The 18,929-nt window shown below is 61.4% G+C and carries 11 protein-coding genes and 3 rRNA genes; 11 read left to right on the top strand and 3 right to left on the bottom strand.

The features are described from left to right. Positions 1–32: 32 nt before the first annotated feature. The gene (locus tag OLW90_RS11150) at positions 33–992 is read right to left on the bottom strand and encodes an alpha/beta hydrolase (RefSeq protein WP_319650172.1); all 960 of its coding nucleotides are present in this window, start codon (positions 990–992) and stop codon (positions 33–35) included. A gap of 737 nt (positions 993–1,729) precedes the next feature. On the opposite strand from OLW90_RS11150, the gene OLW90_RS11145 reads away from it, so the two are divergent. The 3 genes from OLW90_RS11145 to OLW90_RS11135 all read left to right on the top strand — a co-directional run bounded on the left by OLW90_RS11145 (position 1,730) and on the right by OLW90_RS11135 (position 5,700). After that, positions 1,730–3,565, top strand: coding sequence for a glycoside hydrolase family 15 protein (locus OLW90_RS11145; RefSeq protein ID WP_319650170.1), 1,836 nt, complete (start codon positions 1,730–1,732; stop codon positions 3,563–3,565). Then, a complete protein-coding gene (gene dnaB, locus OLW90_RS11140) occupies positions 3,562–5,016 on the top strand; it encodes a replicative DNA helicase (protein WP_319650169.1) in 1,455 nt (484 codons plus the stop codon). The genes OLW90_RS11145 and dnaB overlap by 4 nt, the downstream gene beginning before the upstream one ends. Before the next feature lie 99 nt (positions 5,017–5,115). Beyond that, positions 5,116–5,700: a PadR family transcriptional regulator gene (locus OLW90_RS11135; RefSeq protein ID WP_319650168.1), complete on the top strand. Its 585-nt coding sequence runs from the start codon at positions 5,116–5,118 to the stop codon at positions 5,698–5,700. A 67-nt stretch (positions 5,701–5,767) separates the two neighbouring features. Here OLW90_RS11135 and OLW90_RS11130 read toward each other — a convergent pair whose 3' ends face one another. Then, positions 5,768–7,993: a heavy metal translocating P-type ATPase gene (locus OLW90_RS11130; RefSeq protein ID WP_319650167.1), complete on the bottom strand. Its 2,226-nt coding sequence runs from the start codon at positions 7,991–7,993 to the stop codon at positions 5,768–5,770. Positions 7,994–8,129: 136 nt separating this feature from the next. Here OLW90_RS11130 and trxA point away from each other — a divergent pair, with 136 nt between their 5' ends. Further along, a complete protein-coding gene (trxA, locus tag OLW90_RS11125) occupies positions 8,130–8,507 on the top strand; it encodes a thioredoxin (RefSeq protein WP_319650166.1) in 378 nt (125 codons plus the stop codon). Between the two features lie 141 nt (positions 8,508–8,648). Next, positions 8,649–9,479: a PspA/IM30 family protein gene (locus tag OLW90_RS11120; RefSeq protein ID WP_319650165.1), complete on the top strand. Its 831-nt coding sequence runs from the start codon at positions 8,649–8,651 to the stop codon at positions 9,477–9,479. A gap of 5 nt (positions 9,480–9,484) precedes the next feature. Here the strand turns inward: OLW90_RS11120 and OLW90_RS11115 are convergent, their stop codons facing one another. Next, the gene (locus OLW90_RS11115; RefSeq protein ID WP_319650164.1) at positions 9,485–10,819 is read right to left on the bottom strand and encodes an NYN domain-containing protein; all 1,335 of its coding nucleotides are present in this window, start codon (positions 10,817–10,819) and stop codon (positions 9,485–9,487) included. A 234-nt stretch (positions 10,820–11,053) separates the two neighbouring features. Here OLW90_RS11115 and OLW90_RS11110 point away from each other — a divergent pair, with 234 nt between their 5' ends. The 6 genes from OLW90_RS11110 (at position 11,054) to rrf (ending at position 18,916) form a co-directional block, all read left to right on the top strand. Further along, positions 11,054–11,428 (top strand): GntR family transcriptional regulator, encoded by a 375-nt coding sequence (locus OLW90_RS11110; RefSeq protein WP_319650163.1) that lies wholly within the window; start codon positions 11,054–11,056, stop codon positions 11,426–11,428. Beyond that, on the top strand, positions 11,425–12,303 hold the full coding sequence (locus tag OLW90_RS11105; protein ID WP_319650161.1) for an ABC transporter ATP-binding protein: 879 nt from the start codon (positions 11,425–11,427) through the stop codon (positions 12,301–12,303). Before OLW90_RS11110 ends, OLW90_RS11105 begins: the two co-directional genes overlap by 4 nt. A gap of 86 nt (positions 12,304–12,389) precedes the next feature. Then, positions 12,390–13,421: a hypothetical protein gene (locus tag OLW90_RS11100; RefSeq protein ID WP_319650160.1), complete on the top strand. Its 1,032-nt coding sequence runs from the start codon at positions 12,390–12,392 to the stop codon at positions 13,419–13,421. A 436-nt stretch (positions 13,422–13,857) separates the two neighbouring features. After that, positions 13,858–15,381: ribosomal RNA gene (locus tag OLW90_RS11095) — 16S ribosomal RNA — on the top strand. Positions 15,382–15,631: 250 nt separating this feature from the next. Continuing rightward, positions 15,632–18,702 (top strand): 23S ribosomal RNA (locus OLW90_RS11090). Positions 18,703–18,797: 95 nt separating this feature from the next. Next, positions 18,798–18,916: ribosomal RNA gene (rrf, locus tag OLW90_RS11085) — 5S ribosomal RNA — on the top strand. Together the 16S, 23S and 5S rRNA genes form the textbook arrangement of a ribosomal RNA operon. Positions 18,917–18,929 lie beyond the last annotated feature (13 nt).

The following is an 18,929-nucleotide window of genomic DNA, read 5'->3' as shown; positions in this document are numbered from 1 at the left end:
CATGATGAGTATAGCTTTCTTATTTTCTATGATTAGTCTCCAATCTGAAGGGTTGCGCGGTCAGGTGTGAGTTGCATCTTTTCCTGGAAAAAGCCCTCAAGTTTATCAAAGGGAATCTTATCTGTGCGGTCGTAAAGGGTGCAGTGTCCGGCCTGGGGAATTATCATCAGTTCTTTGGGCTCCCTGGCGTTTTCGTAGGCCTTGATGCTATTGCCCTTGGTGCGAGCGTTTTCGCCATGAATGAGAAGAATGGGACGCGGAGAAATATCCTTGATGAAGTCCAGTAACCCACCGTGCATGAGAGAGATTTGGTTAGTCACCGTCCAGGCTCCGCCGGAGATGATTGAATTTTCATGGAAGGCGCGGTTCAGATAGTAGTCATACATATCTTTCTCTTCGCTGTCCCCTTGTTCGGGAGGTCCCTGAGGGAAGCGATGCGGCCCAAGCTGTAACCGCCCGGCATCGACGTCCCGCCATCTGTGAACAGCTAATTCATCCAGGGTATTCTGCCTTGTCTCCTCGTCCACGCCACCGATAAAGGAGAGATCAAACATGGAAACGGTGGCCACCGCCCGAACTCGCTTGTCCAGGGAGGCCGCGTGCAGGGCTATGGAGCCCCAGCCACAGATGCCGATGAGACCGATGCGCTCCCTATCTACCTCGGGCTGCCTGCCTAGTTCGTCGATGGCGGACATGACATCTTCGGTCATCACATCGGTGGACGCTACATTTTGAGGGCCACCGCTTTCCCCGGTAAATGATCCATCAAAGGCAAGAGTGATAAATCCCCGGGCGGCCATGGCGTTGGCATAGAACCCGGATGCCTGTTCTTTGACGGCTCCGAATGCGCCGCAACATACGAGGGCCGGGCTCTGTGCAGTCGCATTTTTGGGAATATATATGTCCCCGGCAATCTCGATACCGAAGCGATTGTTAAACCGCACCTCTTTGTGGATAACTCTGTCATGCAGTTCAAAAGTAAAATGCCGCATCCTTGCCTTCCTGTTTGGGATAATTCCGGGAAATCAAGTTTTATCGAATTGCTTTCTCAGCATACGCCCTCTCCGGTGATTGTGCTCTGTGGACGAGCCCGTTGTGGGCTTGCCTTGACGGCACCTGTGCTTTCGGGTGGTGGCGTGCGGGCCGCGCTCTCTACCAGCCTTTACCGGTCTCTACCGGCTCGGTGGTAGCCCGCGGTGGCGCCCCGTGTGGCGTGAACGTGAGTACCGCGAAGCCACCCTCCCCACCCCTGTGGATAGGTTGTGGATAACTGTGGAAAACTGCCGGGGATAACTGTGCAGGTCAGTGCGTTGAGGGCGGTCTAACAAAGCCCCGGAGGCGGTGTCAAATGCCCTGGTGTAACGGCGTGTCGCGGTCTTTTTTCAGAAAAGCTGCCGCCAGAAATCGCTGTGACCTGCGTATATGCCTATTTTCTGTGGTAGAACTGGCGGGATCGTGAGTGGGTCACGCCGAGGTTGTGTACAGCGCGCCCGGCCAGCGGTGGATAACTCCACAGGTTATCCACAAGGCCTGTGGATAACTCGCCTCTCGGCGCTGTGCATAGATCAAAATTGTGGGTAGATTATGGGGAACAAAGCCCCGTGCTCTCGGTGCTCTCGATGTCCCGCGGGCCTCCGCGCGTCGTCAGCGAGCATCCAGCAAGCGTCCAGTGAGCACCCACCGAGCAGACCAACCGAGCAAGCCAACCAAACCAGGAAAGACACACTTTATGCCCAACACCAGCACTCCCCTGGAGGATTACGCCCTCCTCTCCGACCAATCCACGGCGGCCCTGGTTTCCCGCGAGGGTTCTATTGATTGGCTGTGTCTTCCCCGTTTCGATTCCGGGGCGTTGTTTACGGCGTTGCTGGGCGATCCCGATGACGGTCGGTGGAAGCTCGCGGTGCGCGGCGGCGAGGTCACGGGGCGTCGATACGTGGGCAGCACCTTTATCCTGGAAACGCTGTGGGAATCGCCCACCGGTACCGCCCGGGTGTTGGACTTTATGACCCCGCACAACGGCAAGGCGGATCTGATCCGGCGGGTGGAGTGCCTCAGCGGCACGGTGGACGTGGTGATGGATCTGCGGATTAGCTTCAATTACGCGCGGATCAAGCCCTGGTTCCGCTGGATCGAGGTGCCGGGTACCGGGGAGCAGGGTCTGTTGTGCACGGGTGGTCCGGAGGGGCTGCTGCTGGCGGGCGCGCAGATCACCCCGGACACGGAAGCCGAGGCGTATGACGCGGACGCGATCGGCGGCAGCGTTTCCTTGAGCGCCGGGCAGCGCGCGGATTGGTCTTTGACGTGGTTTAAGCCCTGGGAGCCGGTGCCGGAGCCGGAGAACCCCGACGTGGCGCTGGCGGCGGCGGAGGATTTCTGGGGCGATTGGATCGAGCGCCTGGACGTGGACGCGCACACGCACCCCCAGGTGGAGCGCTCCCTGCTGGTGCTGCGCGCGCTCACGCATACGGAAACCGGCGGCATCGTCGCGGCTCCCACGGCGTCGTTGCCGGAGTCCTTCGGCGGCGGCCGCAACTGGGATTATCGCTACACGTGGCTTCGCGACGCCTCCCTCACCGTGGAGGTCATGGTGGCGCACGGTTTGATTAAGGGTGCGACGGCCTGGCGCAACTGGCTGCTGCGCGCGGTGGCGGGAGATCCCGCGAAGTTGCAGATCATGTACGGCCTGGGTGGCGAGCGGGAGTTGCCGGAAAAGGAGTTGCCGCACCTGCGTGGCTATGAGGATTCCCGCCCGGTGCGCATTGGCAATGGCGCGGCGGATCAGTACCAGGCCGATGTGGTGGGCGAGGTCATGCTGGCGCTGGCGGCGCTGCGGGACGCGGGCTATAAGGATTCGGATTACTCCTGGGCCTTGCAGGTCAAGCTGCTGGATTACGTGATCGAGCATTACGATGACCGCGATCATGGCATTTGGGAAATGCGCGGTGACCTGCACTATTTCACCCACGGCCGGGTGATGATGTGGGCCTCCTTTAATGAGGCGATCCGCGCGGTGGAGCAGCACGGCTACGAGGGCGATGTGGAGACGTGGGCGCGGTACCGGGATCGCCTCCGCGCGGAGATCATGGAGGGCGGCTGGAATGAGGAACTGGGCACCTTCACCCAGACCTACGGCGGCACCGAGGTGGACGCCTCCCTGCTGCAACTGCCGCACACCGGCTTCATTGCTGCCGACGACCCCGCCATGCTCAGCACCGTGGCCCGTATCGAGGAGGACCTGGTGGACGAGCACGGCCTGGTGTATCGCTATCGCACCGTGGAGGGCGAGGGCATTGATGGCCTGGAGGGGGAGGAATACCCCTTTGTGATGTGCGCCTTTTGGCTGGTGGAGCAGTACGCCGCCTCGGGCCGATTAGCGGAGGCCAAGGAGCGGTTTGAGATGCTGTGCGGGCTGTCCACCGATCTGGGCCTGCTGGCGGAGGAGTATGATCCCGCCACGGCGCGCCTGGCGGGGAACTTCCCGCAGGCGTTCTCGCACCTATCGCTGATCCGGGCGGCGGATGCTATTGCTCGGGCGGAGGCCGCGCTGAAGGAGGAAGCATGACGGCGGGAGTCAATGACGCGAGCTTTGACGATGATTACGTTCCCCCCTCGGAGCCGGAGGCTCCCGAGGAATCCGGCGAGTATCGGGGGCGCGGCGATTATCAGCGGCGCGGTCGCGGGGCGGATGGCGGCTTCCGGCAGCCCCCGCACGATCGGGAGGCCGAGCAGGGCGTGCTCGGTGCGATGCTGCTCAGCCCGAATACGGTGCTGGACATCATCGAGATTCTGGCCCCGGATGATTTCTACCACCCGGCCCACACCCTGATTTACCGGGCGATCATTGATCTTTTCTCGGAGAGCAAGGACATTGATCCGGTGATCGTCTCGGCGCGATTGGAGCGCCAAAACGAGCTGGATCGGGTGGGCGGTGCCCCGTATCTGCACACGCTCATCGCCTCGGTGCCCACGGCGGCCAATGCGCGCTATTACGCGGAGATCGTGGAGGAAAAGGCCACGCTGCGCAAACTGGTGGACGCCGGTACCCGCGTGGTGCAGTTGGGCTATGAGGGCGCGGAGGGCGCCGAGGTCGATGCCGTGGTGGACATGGCGCAGCAAGAGGTCTTTGGCATTAACCGGGATAAGTCCGCCGAGGATTATGAGGTGCTGGCGGACATCTTGCAGCCCACCATTGATGAGATTGATATGATCACCTCCAATGGTGGCCTGGCGCAGGGCATTCCCACGGGGTTCATTGACCTCGATGATCTCACCCAGGGCCTGCACGGTGGCCAGATGATTATTGTGGCGGCGCGTCCCGGTGTGGGTAAGTCCACCCTGGCTCTGGACTTTGTGCGCTCGGCGTCGATCAAGCACAACAAGGCCGCCGTGATCTTCTCCCTGGAAATGTCCAAGACGGAGATCACCATGCGCCTGCTTTCCGCGGAGACGGAGATCAAACTCTCCGACATGCGTTCCGGCCGCATGGACGCGGTGGCCTGGGAGAAATTGGCCAGCCGAGTGGGTCAGATCTCCGAGGCCCCGCTGTTTATCGACGACTCCTCCAACATGACCATGATGGACATTCGGGCCAAGGCCCGGAGGTTGAAGCAGAAGCATGATCTGCAATTGATCGTGGTGGATTACTTGCAGTTGATGAGTTCCGGCAAGCGCGTGGAATCGCGCCAGCAGGAGGTCTCGGAGTTCTCGCGTTCGCTGAAGCTCCTGGCCAAGGAGTTGGATGTGCCCCTGGTGGCGATCTCGCAGCTCAACCGTGGGCCGGAGTCCCGCACGGATAAGCGCCCGCAACTGTCCGACCTGCGTGAATCGGGCTCCTTGGAGCAGGATGCGGACATCGTTATGCTCCTGTATCGCCCGGATTCGCAGGATAAGGATAATGAGCGCGCGGGCGAGGCGGACATCATTTTGGCCAAGCACCGTGGCGGGCCCATCGACACCGTGAGCGTGGCGCACCAGTTGCATTACTCGCGGTTTGTGGACATGGCCCGGGGTTAGTACCGAACCTTGGCCCTAGTCAGTCCTTGACTAGCGATAGTTAGAGATATATCGTTATATATCGCAAACCGAGAGTCTCTGACGAGGGAGGAGTGCACCATGCGCCCGTTCCATCACCACCATCACCATGACCACCACGGCGATCACTACCACCCCCACCTCTGGGATCGGTTCCGGGGTTCCCGCGAGGAGCACGCCGGCGGCCCTTGGGCGGCGTGGGGCTTCGGACGCGGCCCAGGGCGCGGGCGGGGCGGCCGGGCGGGGCGCGGCGATCTGCGCGCGGTGATCCTCTGGTTGCTCAGCGAGCAGCCCATGCACGGCTACCAACTCATCACGGAGATCAAGGAGCGCACCGAGGGGCACTGGGCACCCAGCCCCGGTGCCGTGTACCCGATCATCAGCCTCCTGGAGGACGAGCAACTGATCACCGTCTCTGCGGACTCCGGCCGCAAACTCGCCACCCTCACCCCGGAGGGCGAGCGACGGGTCAAGGAGAACGAGCCCGAGTGGTCGGTGATCCTGGAGGCCTACCGCGAGGACGATGCCGAGGGGGAGCCCCAGGTGCAGTTGCACCGGGAAATGCACCGCTTCATTCGGGCGCTGCGGGCCTCGGATAAGCGCCGCGCCGCCGAGGCCGCCGAGATCGTGCGCAAGGCCGCCCGGGACATCGAGGCCCTGGGCTAGGGCGGTGAAGGGCACCCGCAGCGCCCGGCGCGACCGGCCAAGCCAAGAAAGGCCAAGCCAACACCACCTAGACAAAAGCCGAGCGGAATCCCCGCAGCCGCAGGGAGTTGCCCACCACGAGCACCGAGGAGGCCGCCATGGCCATCCCGGCGAACATCGGGTTGAGCAGCCCCAGCGCGGCCACGGGTATGAGCACCACGTTGTAGGCAAAGGCCCAAAAGAGGTTGCCCCGGATGGTGCCCAGGGTGCGCCGGGCCAGGCGGAGGGCGTCGGCAGCCGAACGCAGATCGTTGTTCATCAGGGTGATGTCGGAGGCCTCGATGGCCACGTCCGTTCCCGCGCCCATCGCCAGGCCAAGGTCGGCCTGGGCGAGCGCGGCGGCGTCGTTCATGCCATCGCCCACCATCGCCACGGTGCGCCCCTGGCGTTGTAGGGCGGCGATGTGTTCCACCTTGTCCTGGGGCAGCACCTCGGCCAGCACGTCCGCCTCTGCTATCCCCACGGCCCGCGCGGTGGCGGTGGCCGCCCCGCCGTTATCTCCGGTGAGCAGCATGGGGCGCAGGCCTAGGTCGCGCAGCGCGGTGACGGCCTCGGCGGAGGTGGGCTTGGGGGTATCGGCCACCACGATGATTCCCACCGGCGTATCCCCCACGCTCACCGCCACGGGAGTGGTCCCGTCGCGCCGGGCCCGCGCCACGGCCTCGTGATCGAGCAGGGCCGCGTGCGGGCGGCCCACGGTCACGGAACGGCCGGCCACCTGGGCACTGATCCCTTGGCCGGGCTGGGCCTGGGCATCGCGGGCGGTCAATCCTGTACCCGCCGCCGCTATCGTCCGGCCGATGGGGTGCTCGGAGCCCGCCTCCACGGCGGCGGCCAGATCCAGCACCTCGCGCTCGGAGAGATCCGCCAGGGGTATCACCTCGCGCAGGCTCATTGCCCCGGTGGTCACCGTGCCGGTCTTGTCCAGCACGATGGTGTCGATCCTCCGCGCGGACTCGATGGCCTCCGGGCCGCGTATCAGCAGTCCCATCTGCGCGCCCCGCCCGGTGCCCACCAGCAGGGCCGTGGGAGTGGCCAGCCCCAGGGCGCAGGGGCAGGCGATGATGAGCACGGAGACGGCGGCCGCGAAGGCGTCGGCAGTCGAGCCGGAACCAAGCAGCAGGTGTCCGGTGAGGGTGAGCGCGGCCACCGCAATGACCACGGGAACAAAGATCTGCGCTATGCGATCCACCAGGCGCTGCACCGGGGCCTTACCCGCCTGGGCCTGGCTGACCAGCCTGCCGATCTGCGCCAGGGTGGTGTCCTCCCCCACCCGCTCCACGCGCAGGACGATCCTGCCGGTGGTATTCAGCGTGGCTCCGGTGACCCGCGCGCCGGGGCCCATCTCCACGGGCAGGCTCTCCCCGGTAAGCATGGATTCGTCCACGGCGGAGGTGCCCTCGATTACCACGCCGTCGGCGGGAATCTTCTCCCCCGGTCGCACCACCGCGCGATCCCCCACGGCCAGCACCGCGATGGGTACGCGCTCCTCCCGCTCCCCGCGCAGCACCGTGGCCTCCCTGGCACCCATGCTCAGCAGGTGGCGCAGCGCCTCGGAGGACTTCCCCTTGGCACGCTCCTCAAAGTAGCGTCCCAGCAGCAGAAAGGAGATCACCACGCCCACGGTCTCCAGGTATATTTCCGCTGTCCCGGCGTGCGCGTGGGCGCTGAGGCTCATGCGCATGACCATGCCGGGCTCACCCGCGCCGCCCAAAAAGAGTGCCCACACGGACCACGCATAGGCGGCCGTGGAGCCCAATGAGATGAGGGTATCCATGGTGAAGGCCCCGTGGCGCAGGTTGATCAGCGCCGCCCGGTGGAAGGGCCATCCGCCCCAAAAGAACACCGGGGAGATCAGGGCAAAGGCTAGCCACTGCCAGTGCGTGAACTGCCACGCCGGAATCATGGAGAGCACCACCACCGGCAGGCTTAGCAGCGCGGAGAGCCACAGGCGTGCATCGGGCTTGCTTTTCGACGCCCCCTCGGCCGCCATTGCTTCCTCCCCGCCCCCCGCTTCCCCGGCCTCCGCGCGCAGCGGGAACCCCTCGTAGCCGGTGGCGCGGATCGTGGCGAGCAGGGAATCCGGGCCGGTGAGCGCGGGATCGTAGGTGACGCTGGCGGTTTCGGTGGCGAAATTGACGGTGGCCCGCACGCCTTCCATCTTGTTGAGTTTGCGTTCTACGCGGGAGGAACAGGAGGTGCAGGTCATTCCGGTGATGCCGAGGTCGATCTGCGCGGGTGCCTGGGTAACCATGCCCACAGACTATACCCCCAGGGGGTATTGAGGGGTGGGAGGTAGCGCTCTTCCCGTACCCTGGACGGGGAATAGCGCGCCGGGTGCGCGCGTTGGAGCCTGTGTAACGCAAAAGCAATCAAAAGGAGACACAAGCATGGCAACGATCGACGTCACCGAGGACACCTTTGAAAAGACCGTGAGCGGGGAGGGAATCGTCCTCGTCGATGCCTGGGCCTCCTGGTGCGGCCCCTGCCGTGCCTTTGCTCCCACCTTTGAGAAGTCCTCGGAGCAGCACGAGGACGTGACCTTTGCCAAGCTGGACACGGAGGCAAACCAGCAGTTGGCGGCCGCCCTGGAGATCCAGGCGATCCCCACCCTGATGGCCTTCCGCGACGGAATCATGGTGTACCGCGATGCCGGTGCCCTGCCGCCCGCCGCCCTGGAGGACCTCATCGGCCAGGTCAAGGGCCTGGACATGGAGGAGGTGCGCCGCCAGGTGGCGGAGCAGAACGCGGAGCGTGACGCCCAGTAACCGTTTGCTCACAACAACGCAAAGGGCACCCGTCCCCTCTTGCAGGGGCGGGTGCCCTTTGTGCTGCTTGCGTACACTCGCGGGGGAACGGTTTGCGGACAAAGAGCAACCTCGATAACCCAAGGAAGGAAACGCGCGATCATGGCTAATCCCTTCAGCAAGGGCTGGAAGTACCTCAAGGCATCGCTGGATCAGAAGATTGATGAGAATGCCGACCCCAAGGTGCAGATTCACCAGGCCGCCGAGGCCGCCAAGAAGCAGCACCAGGAGATTACCGAGCAGGCTGCGGCGATCATCGGGAATAAGCGCCAGTTGGAGATGAAGTTGGATCGCCTGCTCAAGGAGCGCGATTCCCTGCAAAATCAGGCCAAGCAGGCCATCAGCATGGCGGATCAGGCGGCCGCCGAGGGCAATAGCGCCCGCGCCACGGAGTACACCAACACCGCCGAGGTCTTTGCCAGCAAGTTGGTGGCCGTGGAGCAGCAGGTGGAGGAACTCAAGACCTCCCACCACCAGGCCTCCCTGGCTGCCGAGCAGGCGCAGCAGAAGCAGCGCGAGTCCGAGGCCCGCCTCAAGGAGCAGATGAGCCAGATCGACCAATTGCGCGCCCAGGTGGATCAGGCCAAGATGCAGGAGGCCTCCAATGAGGCGATGGGGGCGCTGACCGCCACCGCCGATGATTCCACCCCCACCCTGGACGGGGTGCGCGAGAAGATCGAGCGCCGCTACGCCAATGCGCTGGGTGCGCAGGAACTCACGGAGGGCTCCATGACCTCCCGCATGGACGAGATCGCCGCCGCGGGCCGGGACATGCAGGCCACCGCCCGCCTGGAGCAACTGCGCGCGGAACTAAATGGCGGAGCCACCGGCGCGGTGGAGGGGGCAGATAATGGCGCTGCGGCCCTCGAACAGGGAGTGAACGAGGGCCGCAGCGAGGCGGAATCGGCGGGGGACGCGACGCCGGAGCGCTAAGGCGCTTAATCCCGCCGGATATTGATGAGCACGCCCCGGATCCCCGAGTGGAAGCCATCGCGCAGGTTCACGCGCTGGGATTCGGAGAGCGTGTACTCGTGGAGAGTCTCGCAGGCAAATTGCAGGAGCGGACGATCCACCTCGGGGGGAAGCCCGCCGCCGGAGAGCAGGTGCGCCTGATCGCGCTGCTCGGTGGAGGCGGCGTTCTCATACCACCAGGCCGCGTACTGCTGGCCCACGTCGTAGGGCGTTTGGTTACCGGCGGAGGCCCAGACCTCATTGGGTAGTGGCACGTAGCGCGAGCGTAGCTTGCGCTTGGGGGCCATCATGGAGGGCTTGGGCGCGGGCTTTGGCGGCGCCGAGGGGGCGGGGGTCGGCTTGGGCCGCTCTGCATACTCCCGGGGTGTTGGGGCGACCGAGGGGGTGGTGGCCGCCGCTGGCGCTGGCTCCTCCGCCTGGGGTTCGACCTCGTTCGGGGTGCTCGGGGCGTCGGCTGGCTCCTCCCGTTTTGTGGCGGGGGCGGGGGTTTCGGGGGCAACCGCCTCCGCTTCGCTCGCGCCGGGGTCCGCGCTTTCCGGCTTGGCGGGAGTGGGGGTGCCAATGAGCCCCTCCGTGGCGTCCTCGGTGTCCTCCGGGCAGTGCGGCTCGGGGCGCTCCGCGCTGTCCGCGGCGGTGGGCGTGCTGGGCGGACGGTGGCCCTGGGTGGCGGCCTCCGGAACGAGGGTGGGGCCGGGTTCCTCCGGGGGTTCGGTCTCCCCCAGCGGCTTGGTGGGCACCGAGGGGGGCAGCGGCCCTTCGAGCACCTGGAGGCGCATGGAATCGGAGAAGTCCTCGCGCGGGTCCAGGATCGTGGTGGTATCGCAGGCGTAGCGCAGGGCGGAGGACATGGAATCCCAGCCAAAGCCGTACAGGTGCACGCGGATACCGACCGCGGTGGCCTCCTGCACGCCGGGGATCATGTCCGCGTCGCCGGAAACGAGAACGATGTCCGTGCAGCGCTGGTGCACGGCGGCGATCACCATGTCCGCCACTAGGCGGGTGTCCACGGCCTTTTGCGTGCGACGCTCGCCCCAGGCGATGAGTTGTCCCGCGCGCAGTTGCACCCCGTTGCAGGAGCGCAGGGCGCGCTGATAGCGGTGCGGGCCGGTCTCGGGAATGCCGTCGTACCAGAGTTGTCGGTGGATAGGTTGGTGTAGTTGGTTCTCGATCATCCCACCCAGGACTCCCACGACCTCGGGCAGGTCAATTTCTAACTGTGCGCGTGCGCCGGTCTCCCACGAGTTATAAAAGCTCGCCAAGAGATATGAGGTGTCCACGAACACGAGTGTGCGTTCAAGCATGGCTCCTAATTTCCGTTTCATAACTATTGCTCTAAATTGCAGTACCCCCCAGCATGCCCCATGAGGGGGTCATACGTCGAAGTTCCTCGCGTTTTTCCTGCTGAGCGGGCTGCGGCGTGCGGCGCTGGCTTTGCGGGGGTCGTCGTCAAGCAGTCGCCTGGCCGCGCGGAACCCTTGACAGTCACTAAGTCGGTTGGTTACATGAGTAACTAAGCAGCGAAGAGGAGGTCGGGCATGGACGAAGCGGCGGCACCGCTGTTCCAGCAGATAGCCAGGCTTATTGAGGACAGTATCGTGGAGGGCACCCTGGAGCCGGGGCAGCGAGCCCCCTCCACCAACGAGTTAGCGGCCTTTCACAAGATCAACCCAGCCACCGCCCGCAAGGGACTCGCGCTGCTGGTGGAGTCCGGGGTGCTGCACAAGCGGCGCGGCGTGGGCATGTTCGTCACGGATAACGCCCGCAGCCTCATCATGGAGCGCCGCCGGGAGGACTTCCCCGGCACCTACCTCGCCCCCCTCATCGACGAGGCCCTGCGCCTCGATCTCAACCGAGCCCAACTCCACGACCTCGTGGATCGCGTGGCAGAAAGCAGAGGACTGTACTCATGAACACCACTCCCCTGATCCAGGCCCATGACCTCCGCGCCCGGTACGCCCGGACGCGCATCTTCCAGGGCCTGAATCTGGAAATCCCTAGCTGCGGTATCCACGGCCTCATCGGCCCCAACGGCGCGGGTAAGACCACCCTCCTGCGCGCGCTATCCGGGCAACTCCCCCACGATGGCCACCTGAGTATCTGGGGTCACGATCCCTTCGATAACCCGGAGATCATGCAGCGCATCGCGCTCGCGGGTATCGACGCCCCGTTGCCCACCGGCTGGCACGCCATGCGGCTTTTCCGCGTGGCCGCCGCTCGCTATCCCACCTGGGACCAGGGCCGCGCGCTGGCGCTCCTGCGCGAGTTCTCCCTGCCCAGCTACAAGAAATACAGCGAACTCTCGCGCGGGCAGAAATCCGCCCTCGGCGTGGTCTTTGCGCTCGCCGCCGGGTGCGACCTCACCCTCCTCGACGAGCCCTACCTCGGCCTCGACGTGGAAAAGCGCGACATCTTCTACCGGGAACTCCGTGCCGAGCGCGATCTCCGCCCCCACGCCACCTTTATCCTCTCCACCCACGAACTGCACGAATCGGAAAAACTCCTCGACACCGTGACCATCATGAACGGCACCGGCGTGCACTTAAGCGGCTCCCTGGGCGAGATTCTGGAGGGCTACAGCAGCTTCCTCGGGCCCAGCGCCGCGGTACGGGGGCTTATCGACGCCCACCCGGCCGCCGTCCTGCACACCGAGGAACTAGCGGGCAGCGCGCGGGCCGTGCTGGCGGTCTCCCTGGTGGAGGCCGAGGCGCGGGGTATTCCCGGCGGGGTGCGGGGGCAGCAACTCAGCCTGGAAGAACTGGCACGAGCAGTGGAGGAGGCGCAGTGATGAACGCGGTGCGGTTGTGGTGGGGGATGTCGCGGCGATGGCAGGTGGTTCTCTATCCACTCATGATGCTATTCCCGATAAGCGTCTTGAGCAGTGAAAATAATAATCCGTTTAGCCTTGCGTTTATTTTTCTCTGGATTACTGCCGTCGTGGGTGCGGGACACCGGGAGGACGAGGCGTATGCCTCTCTGAACGTTTCGCGGCGCGTGTGGGCCAAGCACCGGCGGGCCGACCTGCTGCTCAGTATCCCGATTTATCTTGGGATCCTCTGGGCCCTGCCTACGGGGTCCGTGGAACAGATCTTTTTCGGAATAGCGGGGCTGATACGTCCGCTGCGCGTGTTGCTAAAAAGGGATCTCCGCCCGCTGGGTTCCTCTTATATCGGTGAAACGCTAGCGCAGCGGGCCACCCACGCGGATACGGATTCCGGTTCCGCCAAGGCCAAGCGGAAGTGGTGGCCCTGGCAGTGGATCAAGTATTCCGATACCCCGGTGGGGCAGGGGATCTTGGAGCCGCAGGTGACTGCCTGGTTTGGTTGGGGCGTTGGGATGGTTCTTGTGGCCCTGGTGACGGCCTTGCTGGGGTGGATCTTCGATATTTCCGCTCCGGGAATCTTTGCGGTCTCGTTGATGGTCTCGACCATGGCGATGGGATTCACTGTGGAACAGGAAATTCAGCGCAGCTATGCCCACTGGATTCGCTTTGGCGGCGCTCGCGCGGTGTGGGCGCGGTGGACGGCCCTCCTCTGCGCGATACCGATCTACTTTGCGGCGCTCATCGGGGGGGGGGTTCTGGGAGTCGTGGGGGCGCTTGGGGTTACTCAGGGCCTGCTCTATGGCCTCGGATACGTGGCGGTGTTGGTGCCTGCTCTGGTGCTGCTGGCGGTGGCTGGCAAGAACAACGCGGTGTGGATAGTCCTGGGGATCGCGGCGACGGCGGTTGGCGGGGCGCTCGGCCTTGCCGGGATTGTGAGCGTTACCCAGTGGTTCCTGTTCCAGGGTGCCCTGGGCCTGGTGATTCTGCTGGGTCTGCCCTGGTTGATCCGCGGCTCCGCGCACGAATTCTGGGGGCTGGGAGCCTTCTTTGGCCTCAAACAGGCAAACGCAGATCAAACATGAGGTAAACGGAGTGCTGAAAAACGCCTTGTGACCTGGTTGTTTGTGTGTTGTGGGGTGGGTGTGTAGATTTATCGGAGTCGCCGCGACACCCCCGGGGAAACATTCACTAGAGAATCTACCCCGTAGGTTATATGGGTTTGTGGCGTGTGTTGTGTGAGAACTCGATAGCGTACCAATGCACAATTACTGAGACAGGACTGTGTGGTTTTGTTTCGGTAGATAGTGTTGTGTTCATCAAGGAACACCCCCCTATTTTTCGCACCCATGTGTTGGGTGTGGGGTGTGTGCCAGTCATGGTCGGCAGGCCATGGGAATATAATCATGTGATGATATTGCTACCACGTCCTTGTGTGGTGTGGTGGTTGGCTGATGAATAGTTTTTGAATCTTTTGTCAGTTTATTTGTTTTGCTAGGTTTGGGCTTTTCACGAGCCTTTTTTGTGGAGAGTTTGATCCTGGCTCAGGACGAACGCTGGCGGCGTGCTTAACACATGCAAGTCGAACGGAAAGGCCCCTTCGGGGGTACTCGAGTGGCGAACGGGTGAGTAACACGTGGGTGATCTGCCCTCAACTTCGGGATAAGCTTGGGAAACTGGGTCTAATACCGGATAGGACCCCTCTTTAGTGTGAGGGGTGGAAAGTTTTTTCGGTTGGGGATGAGCTCGCGGCCTATCAGCTTGTTGGTGGGGTAATGGCCTACCAAGGCGTCGACGGGTAGCCGGCCTGAGAGGGTGTACGGCCACATTGGGACTGAGATACGGCCCAGACTCCTACGGGAGGCAGCAGTGGGGAATATTGCACAATGGGCGCAAGCCTGATGCAGCGACGCCGCGTGGGGGATGAAGGCCTTCGGGTTGTAAACTCCTTTCGCTACCGACGAAGCCCTTTGGGGTGACGGTAGGTGGAGAAGAAGCACCGGCTAACTACGTGCCAGCAGCCGCGGTAATACGTAGGGTGCGAGCGTTGTCCGGATTTACTGGGCGTAAAGAGCTCGTAGGTGGTTTGTCGCGTCGTCTGTGAAATTCCGGGGCTTAACTCCGGGCGTGCAGGCGATACGGGCATAACTTGAGTGCTGTAGGGGTAACTGGAATTCCTGGTGTAGCGGTGGAATGCGCAGATATCAGGAGGAACACCGATGGCGAAGGCAGGTTACTGGGCAGTTACTGACGCTGAGGAGCGAAAGCATGGGTAGCGAACAGGATTAGATACCCTGGTAGTCCATGCTGTAAACGGTGGGCGCTAGGTGTGAGCCTCTTCCACGGGGTTTGTGCCGTAGCTAACGCATTAAGCGCCCCGCCTGGGGAGTACGGCCGCAAGGCTAAAACTCAAAGGAATTGACGGGGGCCCGCACAAGCGGCGGAGCATGTGGATTAATTCGATGCAACGCGAAGAACCTTACCTGGGCTTGACATACACCGGACCGGCGCAGAGATGCGTTTTCCCTTTGTGGCTGGTGTACAGGTGGTGCATGGTTGTCGTCAGCTCGTGTCGTGAGATGTTGGGTTAAGTCCCGCAACGAGCGCAACCCTTGTCTTATGTTGCCAGCACGTGGTGGTGGGGACTCATGAGAGACTGCCGGGGTTAACTCGGAGGAAGGTGGGGATGACGTCAAATCATCATGCCCCTTATGTCCAGGGCTTCACACATGCTACAATGGTCGGTACAGTAGGTTGCGATACCGTGAGGTGGAGCTAATCCTTGTAAAGTCGGCCTTAGTTCGGATTGGGGTCTGCAACTCGACCCCATGAAGTCGGAGTCGCTAGTAATCGCAGATCAGCAACGCTGCGGTGAATACGTTCCCGGGCCTTGTACACACCGCCCGTCACGTCATGAAAGTTGGTAACACCCGAAAACCATGGCCTAACCCTTATGGGAGGGAGTGGTTGAAGGTGGGATTGGCGATTGGGACGAAGTCGTAACAAGGTAGCCGTACCGGAAGGTGCGGCTGGATCACCTCCTTTCTATGGAGTTTTTGTTTTTGGAATCTGGGTGGAGGCACGCCTTTTTTTGTTGTGGGTGGGTGTGGTGGACATGGTTGTTTGGTTGTGTGTTGGTGCGTTGTTGGGTGTCTGGCGCAGCATGTTTGTTGTGTCTTGTGCCCCACTAGCCGGATGGTAGGCCTGTGTGTTTGCTGTTGTGGTGGTGGGGGTGTGTTGTGTGAGAACTGTATAGTGGACGTGAGCATCTTTATTTTTCTGTGTGTTGTGTTTTTGTTGCTTGTAAGGGCGCATGGTGGATGCCTTGGCATGCTGAGCCGATGAAGGACGTGGAAGGCCGCGATAGGCCTCGGGGAGTTGTCAATCGAGCGTTGATCCGAGGGTGTCCGAATGGGGAAACCTGGCCAGTGTCATTGCTGGTTACCCACTGCTGAATGTATAGGTGGTGTGGGGGTTTACGCGGGGAAGTGAAACATCTCAGTACCCGTAGGAGAAGAAAACAATTGTGATTCCGCTAGTAGTGGCGAGCGAACGTGGATTTTTGGCTAAACCTGGTGCGTGTGATACCTGGCAGGGGTTGCGTGTTAGGGGTTGTGGGATGCATGCGTGTCGTATCTGCCTAGTGCGACGCAGAACATCATTGATTAGCGGAAGTGGTTTGGAATGGCCTGCCGGAGTGGGTGAGAGTCCCGTACGTGAAGGTTGGTGGTGTTGTGTGGTGTGTGTTCCCGAGTAGCAGCGGGCTCGTGGAATCTGCTGTGAATCTGCCGGGACCACCCGGTAAGCCTGAATACTCAGTGTGACCGATAGCGGATAGTACCGTGAGGGAATGGTGAAAAGTACCCCGGGAGGGGAGTGAAATAGTGCCTGAAACCGTGTGTCTACAATCCGTCAGAGCCTTTTTGTGGGGTGATGGCGTGCCTTTTGAAGAATGAGCCTGCGAGTCAGCGGCATGTCGCGAGGTTAACCCGTGTGGGGTAGTCGTAGCGAAAGCGAATCCTAATGGGGTGTTGTTAGTGGCATGTTCTGGACCCGAAGCGGGGTGATCTACCCATGGCCAGTGTGAAGCAGCTGTAAGAGGTTGTGGAGGCGCGAACCCACGTAGGTTGAAAACTGCGGGGATGAGCTGTGGGTAGGGGTGAAAGGCTAATCAAACTCCGTGATAGCTGGTTCTCCCCGAAATGCATTTAGGTGCAGCGTCACATAAGCTTGCTGGAGGTAGAGCTACTGGTTGGTTGAGCGGGACTATCATCTTAGCAATGTCAGCCAAACTCCGAATGCTGGTTTAAGTGTTGTGTGGCAGTGAGACTGTGGGGGATAAGCTCCATTGGTCGAGAGGGAAACAGCCCAGATCGTCGGCTAAGGCCCCTAAGGGTGTGCTAAGTGGAAAAGGATGTGGGATCGCGAAGACAGCCAGGAGGTTGGCTTAGAAGCAGCCATCCTTGAAAGAGTGCGTAATAGCTCACTGGTCGAGTGGTTCTGCGCCGACAATGTAGTGGGGCTTAAGTACACCGCCGAAGCCGCGGCAAACATTTTTGTTTGGGTAGGGGAGCGTCGTGCATGTGTGGAAGCATGGGGGTGACCCTGTGTGGAGTGTGTGCGAGTGAGAATGCAGGCATGAGTAACGTTTGGCAAGTGAGAATCTTGTCCGCCGTATAACTAAGGGTTCCTGGGTCAAGTTCGTCTTCCCAGGGTGAGTCGGGGCCTAAGGCGAGGCCGACAGGCGTAGTCGATGGATAACCGGTTGATATTCCGGTACCCGTGTGTGTGCGAAAAGTGGTGAATCGGTGATACTAACCGCCCACCGGCATGCTGTTAATCTCTTTGAGGTTGTGGTGTTGTTGGTGCGTGGGGCCTGAGCTGGTAGTAGCCAAGTGATGGGGTGACGCAGGGAGGTAGCTGGGCCACTTATTGGATTGTGGTGTAAGCGTGTGGCACAGGGTATTGGTAAATCCGTATCTGTTTGTGTGAGGCGTGATGCGTAGCCCTTTTTTGGGTGATGTTGGTGATCCTGTACTGTCGAGAAAAGCCTCTAGCGAGTGCATGTGCGGCCCGTACCCTAAACCGACACTGGTGGTTTGGTAGAGTATACTAAGGCGTTCGGGTGAACTGTGGTTAAGGAATTCGGCAAATTGTCCCCGTAACTTCGGGAGAAGGGGACCCCTACGTGTTGCATCATCTTTGCGGTGGTGTGGTGTGTGGGGGCGCAGAGGATAGAGGGAAGCGACTGTTTATTAAAAACACAGGTCCGTGCGAAGACGTGAAGTTGATGTATACGGACTGACGCCTGCCCGGTGCTGGAAGGTTAAGAGGACCTGTTAGAGCTTTTGTGTTCGAAGCGGAGAATTTAAGCCCCAGTAAACGGCGGTGGTAACTATAACCATCCTAAGGTAGCGAAATTCCTTGTCGGGTAAGTTCCGACCTGCACGAATGGCGTAACGACTTCCCTGCTGTCTCAACCACAGGCCCGGTGAAATTGCAGTACGAGTAAAGATGCTCGTTACGCGCGGCAGGACGAAAAGACCCCGGGACCTTCACTATAGCTTGGTATTGTTGTTTGGTTCGGTTTGTGTAGGATAGGTGGGAGACTGTGAGGCATTCACGCTAGTGGGTGTGGAGTCGTTGGTGAAATACCACTCTGGTCGGATTGAGCATCTTAACCTTGGCCCATGATCTGGGTTGGGGACAGTGCCTGGTGGGTAGTTTAACTGGGGCGGTTGCCTCCTAAATGGTAACGGAGGCGCCCAAAGGTTCCCTCAGCTTGGTTGGTAATCAGGTGTTGAGTGTAAGTGTATAAGGGAGCTTGACTGTGAGAGTGACGGCTCGAGCAGGGACGAAAGTCGGGACTAGTGATCCGGCACCTACTTGTGGTTGTGGTGTCGCTCAACGGATAAAAGGTACCCCGGGGATAACAGGCTGATCTTCCCCAAGAGTCCATATCGACGGGATGGTTTGGCACCTCGATGTCGGCTCGTCGCATCCTGGGGCTGGAGTAGGTCCCAAGGGTTGGGCTGTTCGCCCATTAAAGCGGCACGCGAGCTGGGTTTAGAACGTCGTGAGACAGTTCGGTCTCTATCCGCCGCGCGCGTGGAAACTTGAAGAAGGCTGACCCTAGTACGAGAGGACCGGGTTGGACGTACCTCTGGTGTGCCAGTTATTCTGCCAAGGGTAGGGCTGGTTGGCTACGTACGGGAGGGATAACCGCTGAAAGCATCTAAGCGGGAAGCCTGTTTTGAGATGAGGTTTCGTGTGAGGTTCCCTGTAGATGATGGGGTTGATAGGCTAGGTCTGTAAGCCATGTGAGTGGTGTGGTGACTGGTACTAATTGGCCGAAGTTTTAACAAAAAACATGCGTTGTGTAACGAGCACACAGTTTGTGTGGTGTTTGCGTCTGCTGTGCAGTGTCTGGCATGACACGCCCCTGTGGGGTGGTTGGTTGTGTTGGTGGTTGATGGTGGTGGGGAAACGCCCGGTCCCTTTTCGAACCCGGTAGCTAAGCCCATTTCATGCTGATGGTACTGCATTCGTTGGGGTGTGGGAGAGTAGGTTGCCGCCAACACTAAAAATTCATA

The sequence above is a fragment of the Corynebacterium sp. 21KM1197 genome (genome assembly GCF_033783015.1).
Classification (GTDB): Bacteria; Actinomycetota; Actinomycetes; order Mycobacteriales; family Mycobacteriaceae; genus Corynebacterium.
Note: the sequence above shows the minus strand (reverse complement) of the source record. Positions and strands in the feature narration are given on the sequence as shown.

Bases quoted from the DNA above. Each gene is read 5' to 3' on its own strand.
- OLW90_RS11115 (WP_319650164.1), bottom strand. From the start codon at position 10,819: ATGCTTGAACGCACACTCGTGTTCGTGGACACCTCATATCTCTTGGCG.
- OLW90_RS11135 (WP_319650168.1), top strand. From the start codon at position 5,116: ATGCGCCCGTTCCATCACCACCATCACCATGACCACCACGGCGATCAC.
- OLW90_RS11145 (WP_319650170.1), top strand. From the start codon at position 1,730: ATGCCCAACACCAGCACTCCCCTGGAGGATTACGCCCTCCTCTCCGAC.
- OLW90_RS11110 (WP_319650163.1), top strand. From the start codon at position 11,054: ATGGACGAAGCGGCGGCACCGCTGTTCCAGCAGATAGCCAGGCTTATT.
- trxA (WP_319650166.1), top strand. From the start codon at position 8,130: ATGGCAACGATCGACGTCACCGAGGACACCTTTGAAAAGACCGTGAGC.
- OLW90_RS11120 (WP_319650165.1), top strand. From the start codon at position 8,649: ATGGCTAATCCCTTCAGCAAGGGCTGGAAGTACCTCAAGGCATCGCTG.
- OLW90_RS11105 (WP_319650161.1), top strand. From the start codon at position 11,425: ATGAACACCACTCCCCTGATCCAGGCCCATGACCTCCGCGCCCGGTAC.
- OLW90_RS11150 (WP_319650172.1), bottom strand. From the start codon at position 992: ATGCGGCATTTTACTTTTGAACTGCATGACAGAGTTATCCACAAAGAG.
- OLW90_RS11130 (WP_319650167.1), bottom strand. From the start codon at position 7,993: ATGGTTACCCAGGCACCCGCGCAGATCGACCTCGGCATCACCGGAATG.
- dnaB (WP_319650169.1), top strand. From the start codon at position 3,562: ATGACGGCGGGAGTCAATGACGCGAGCTTTGACGATGATTACGTTCCC.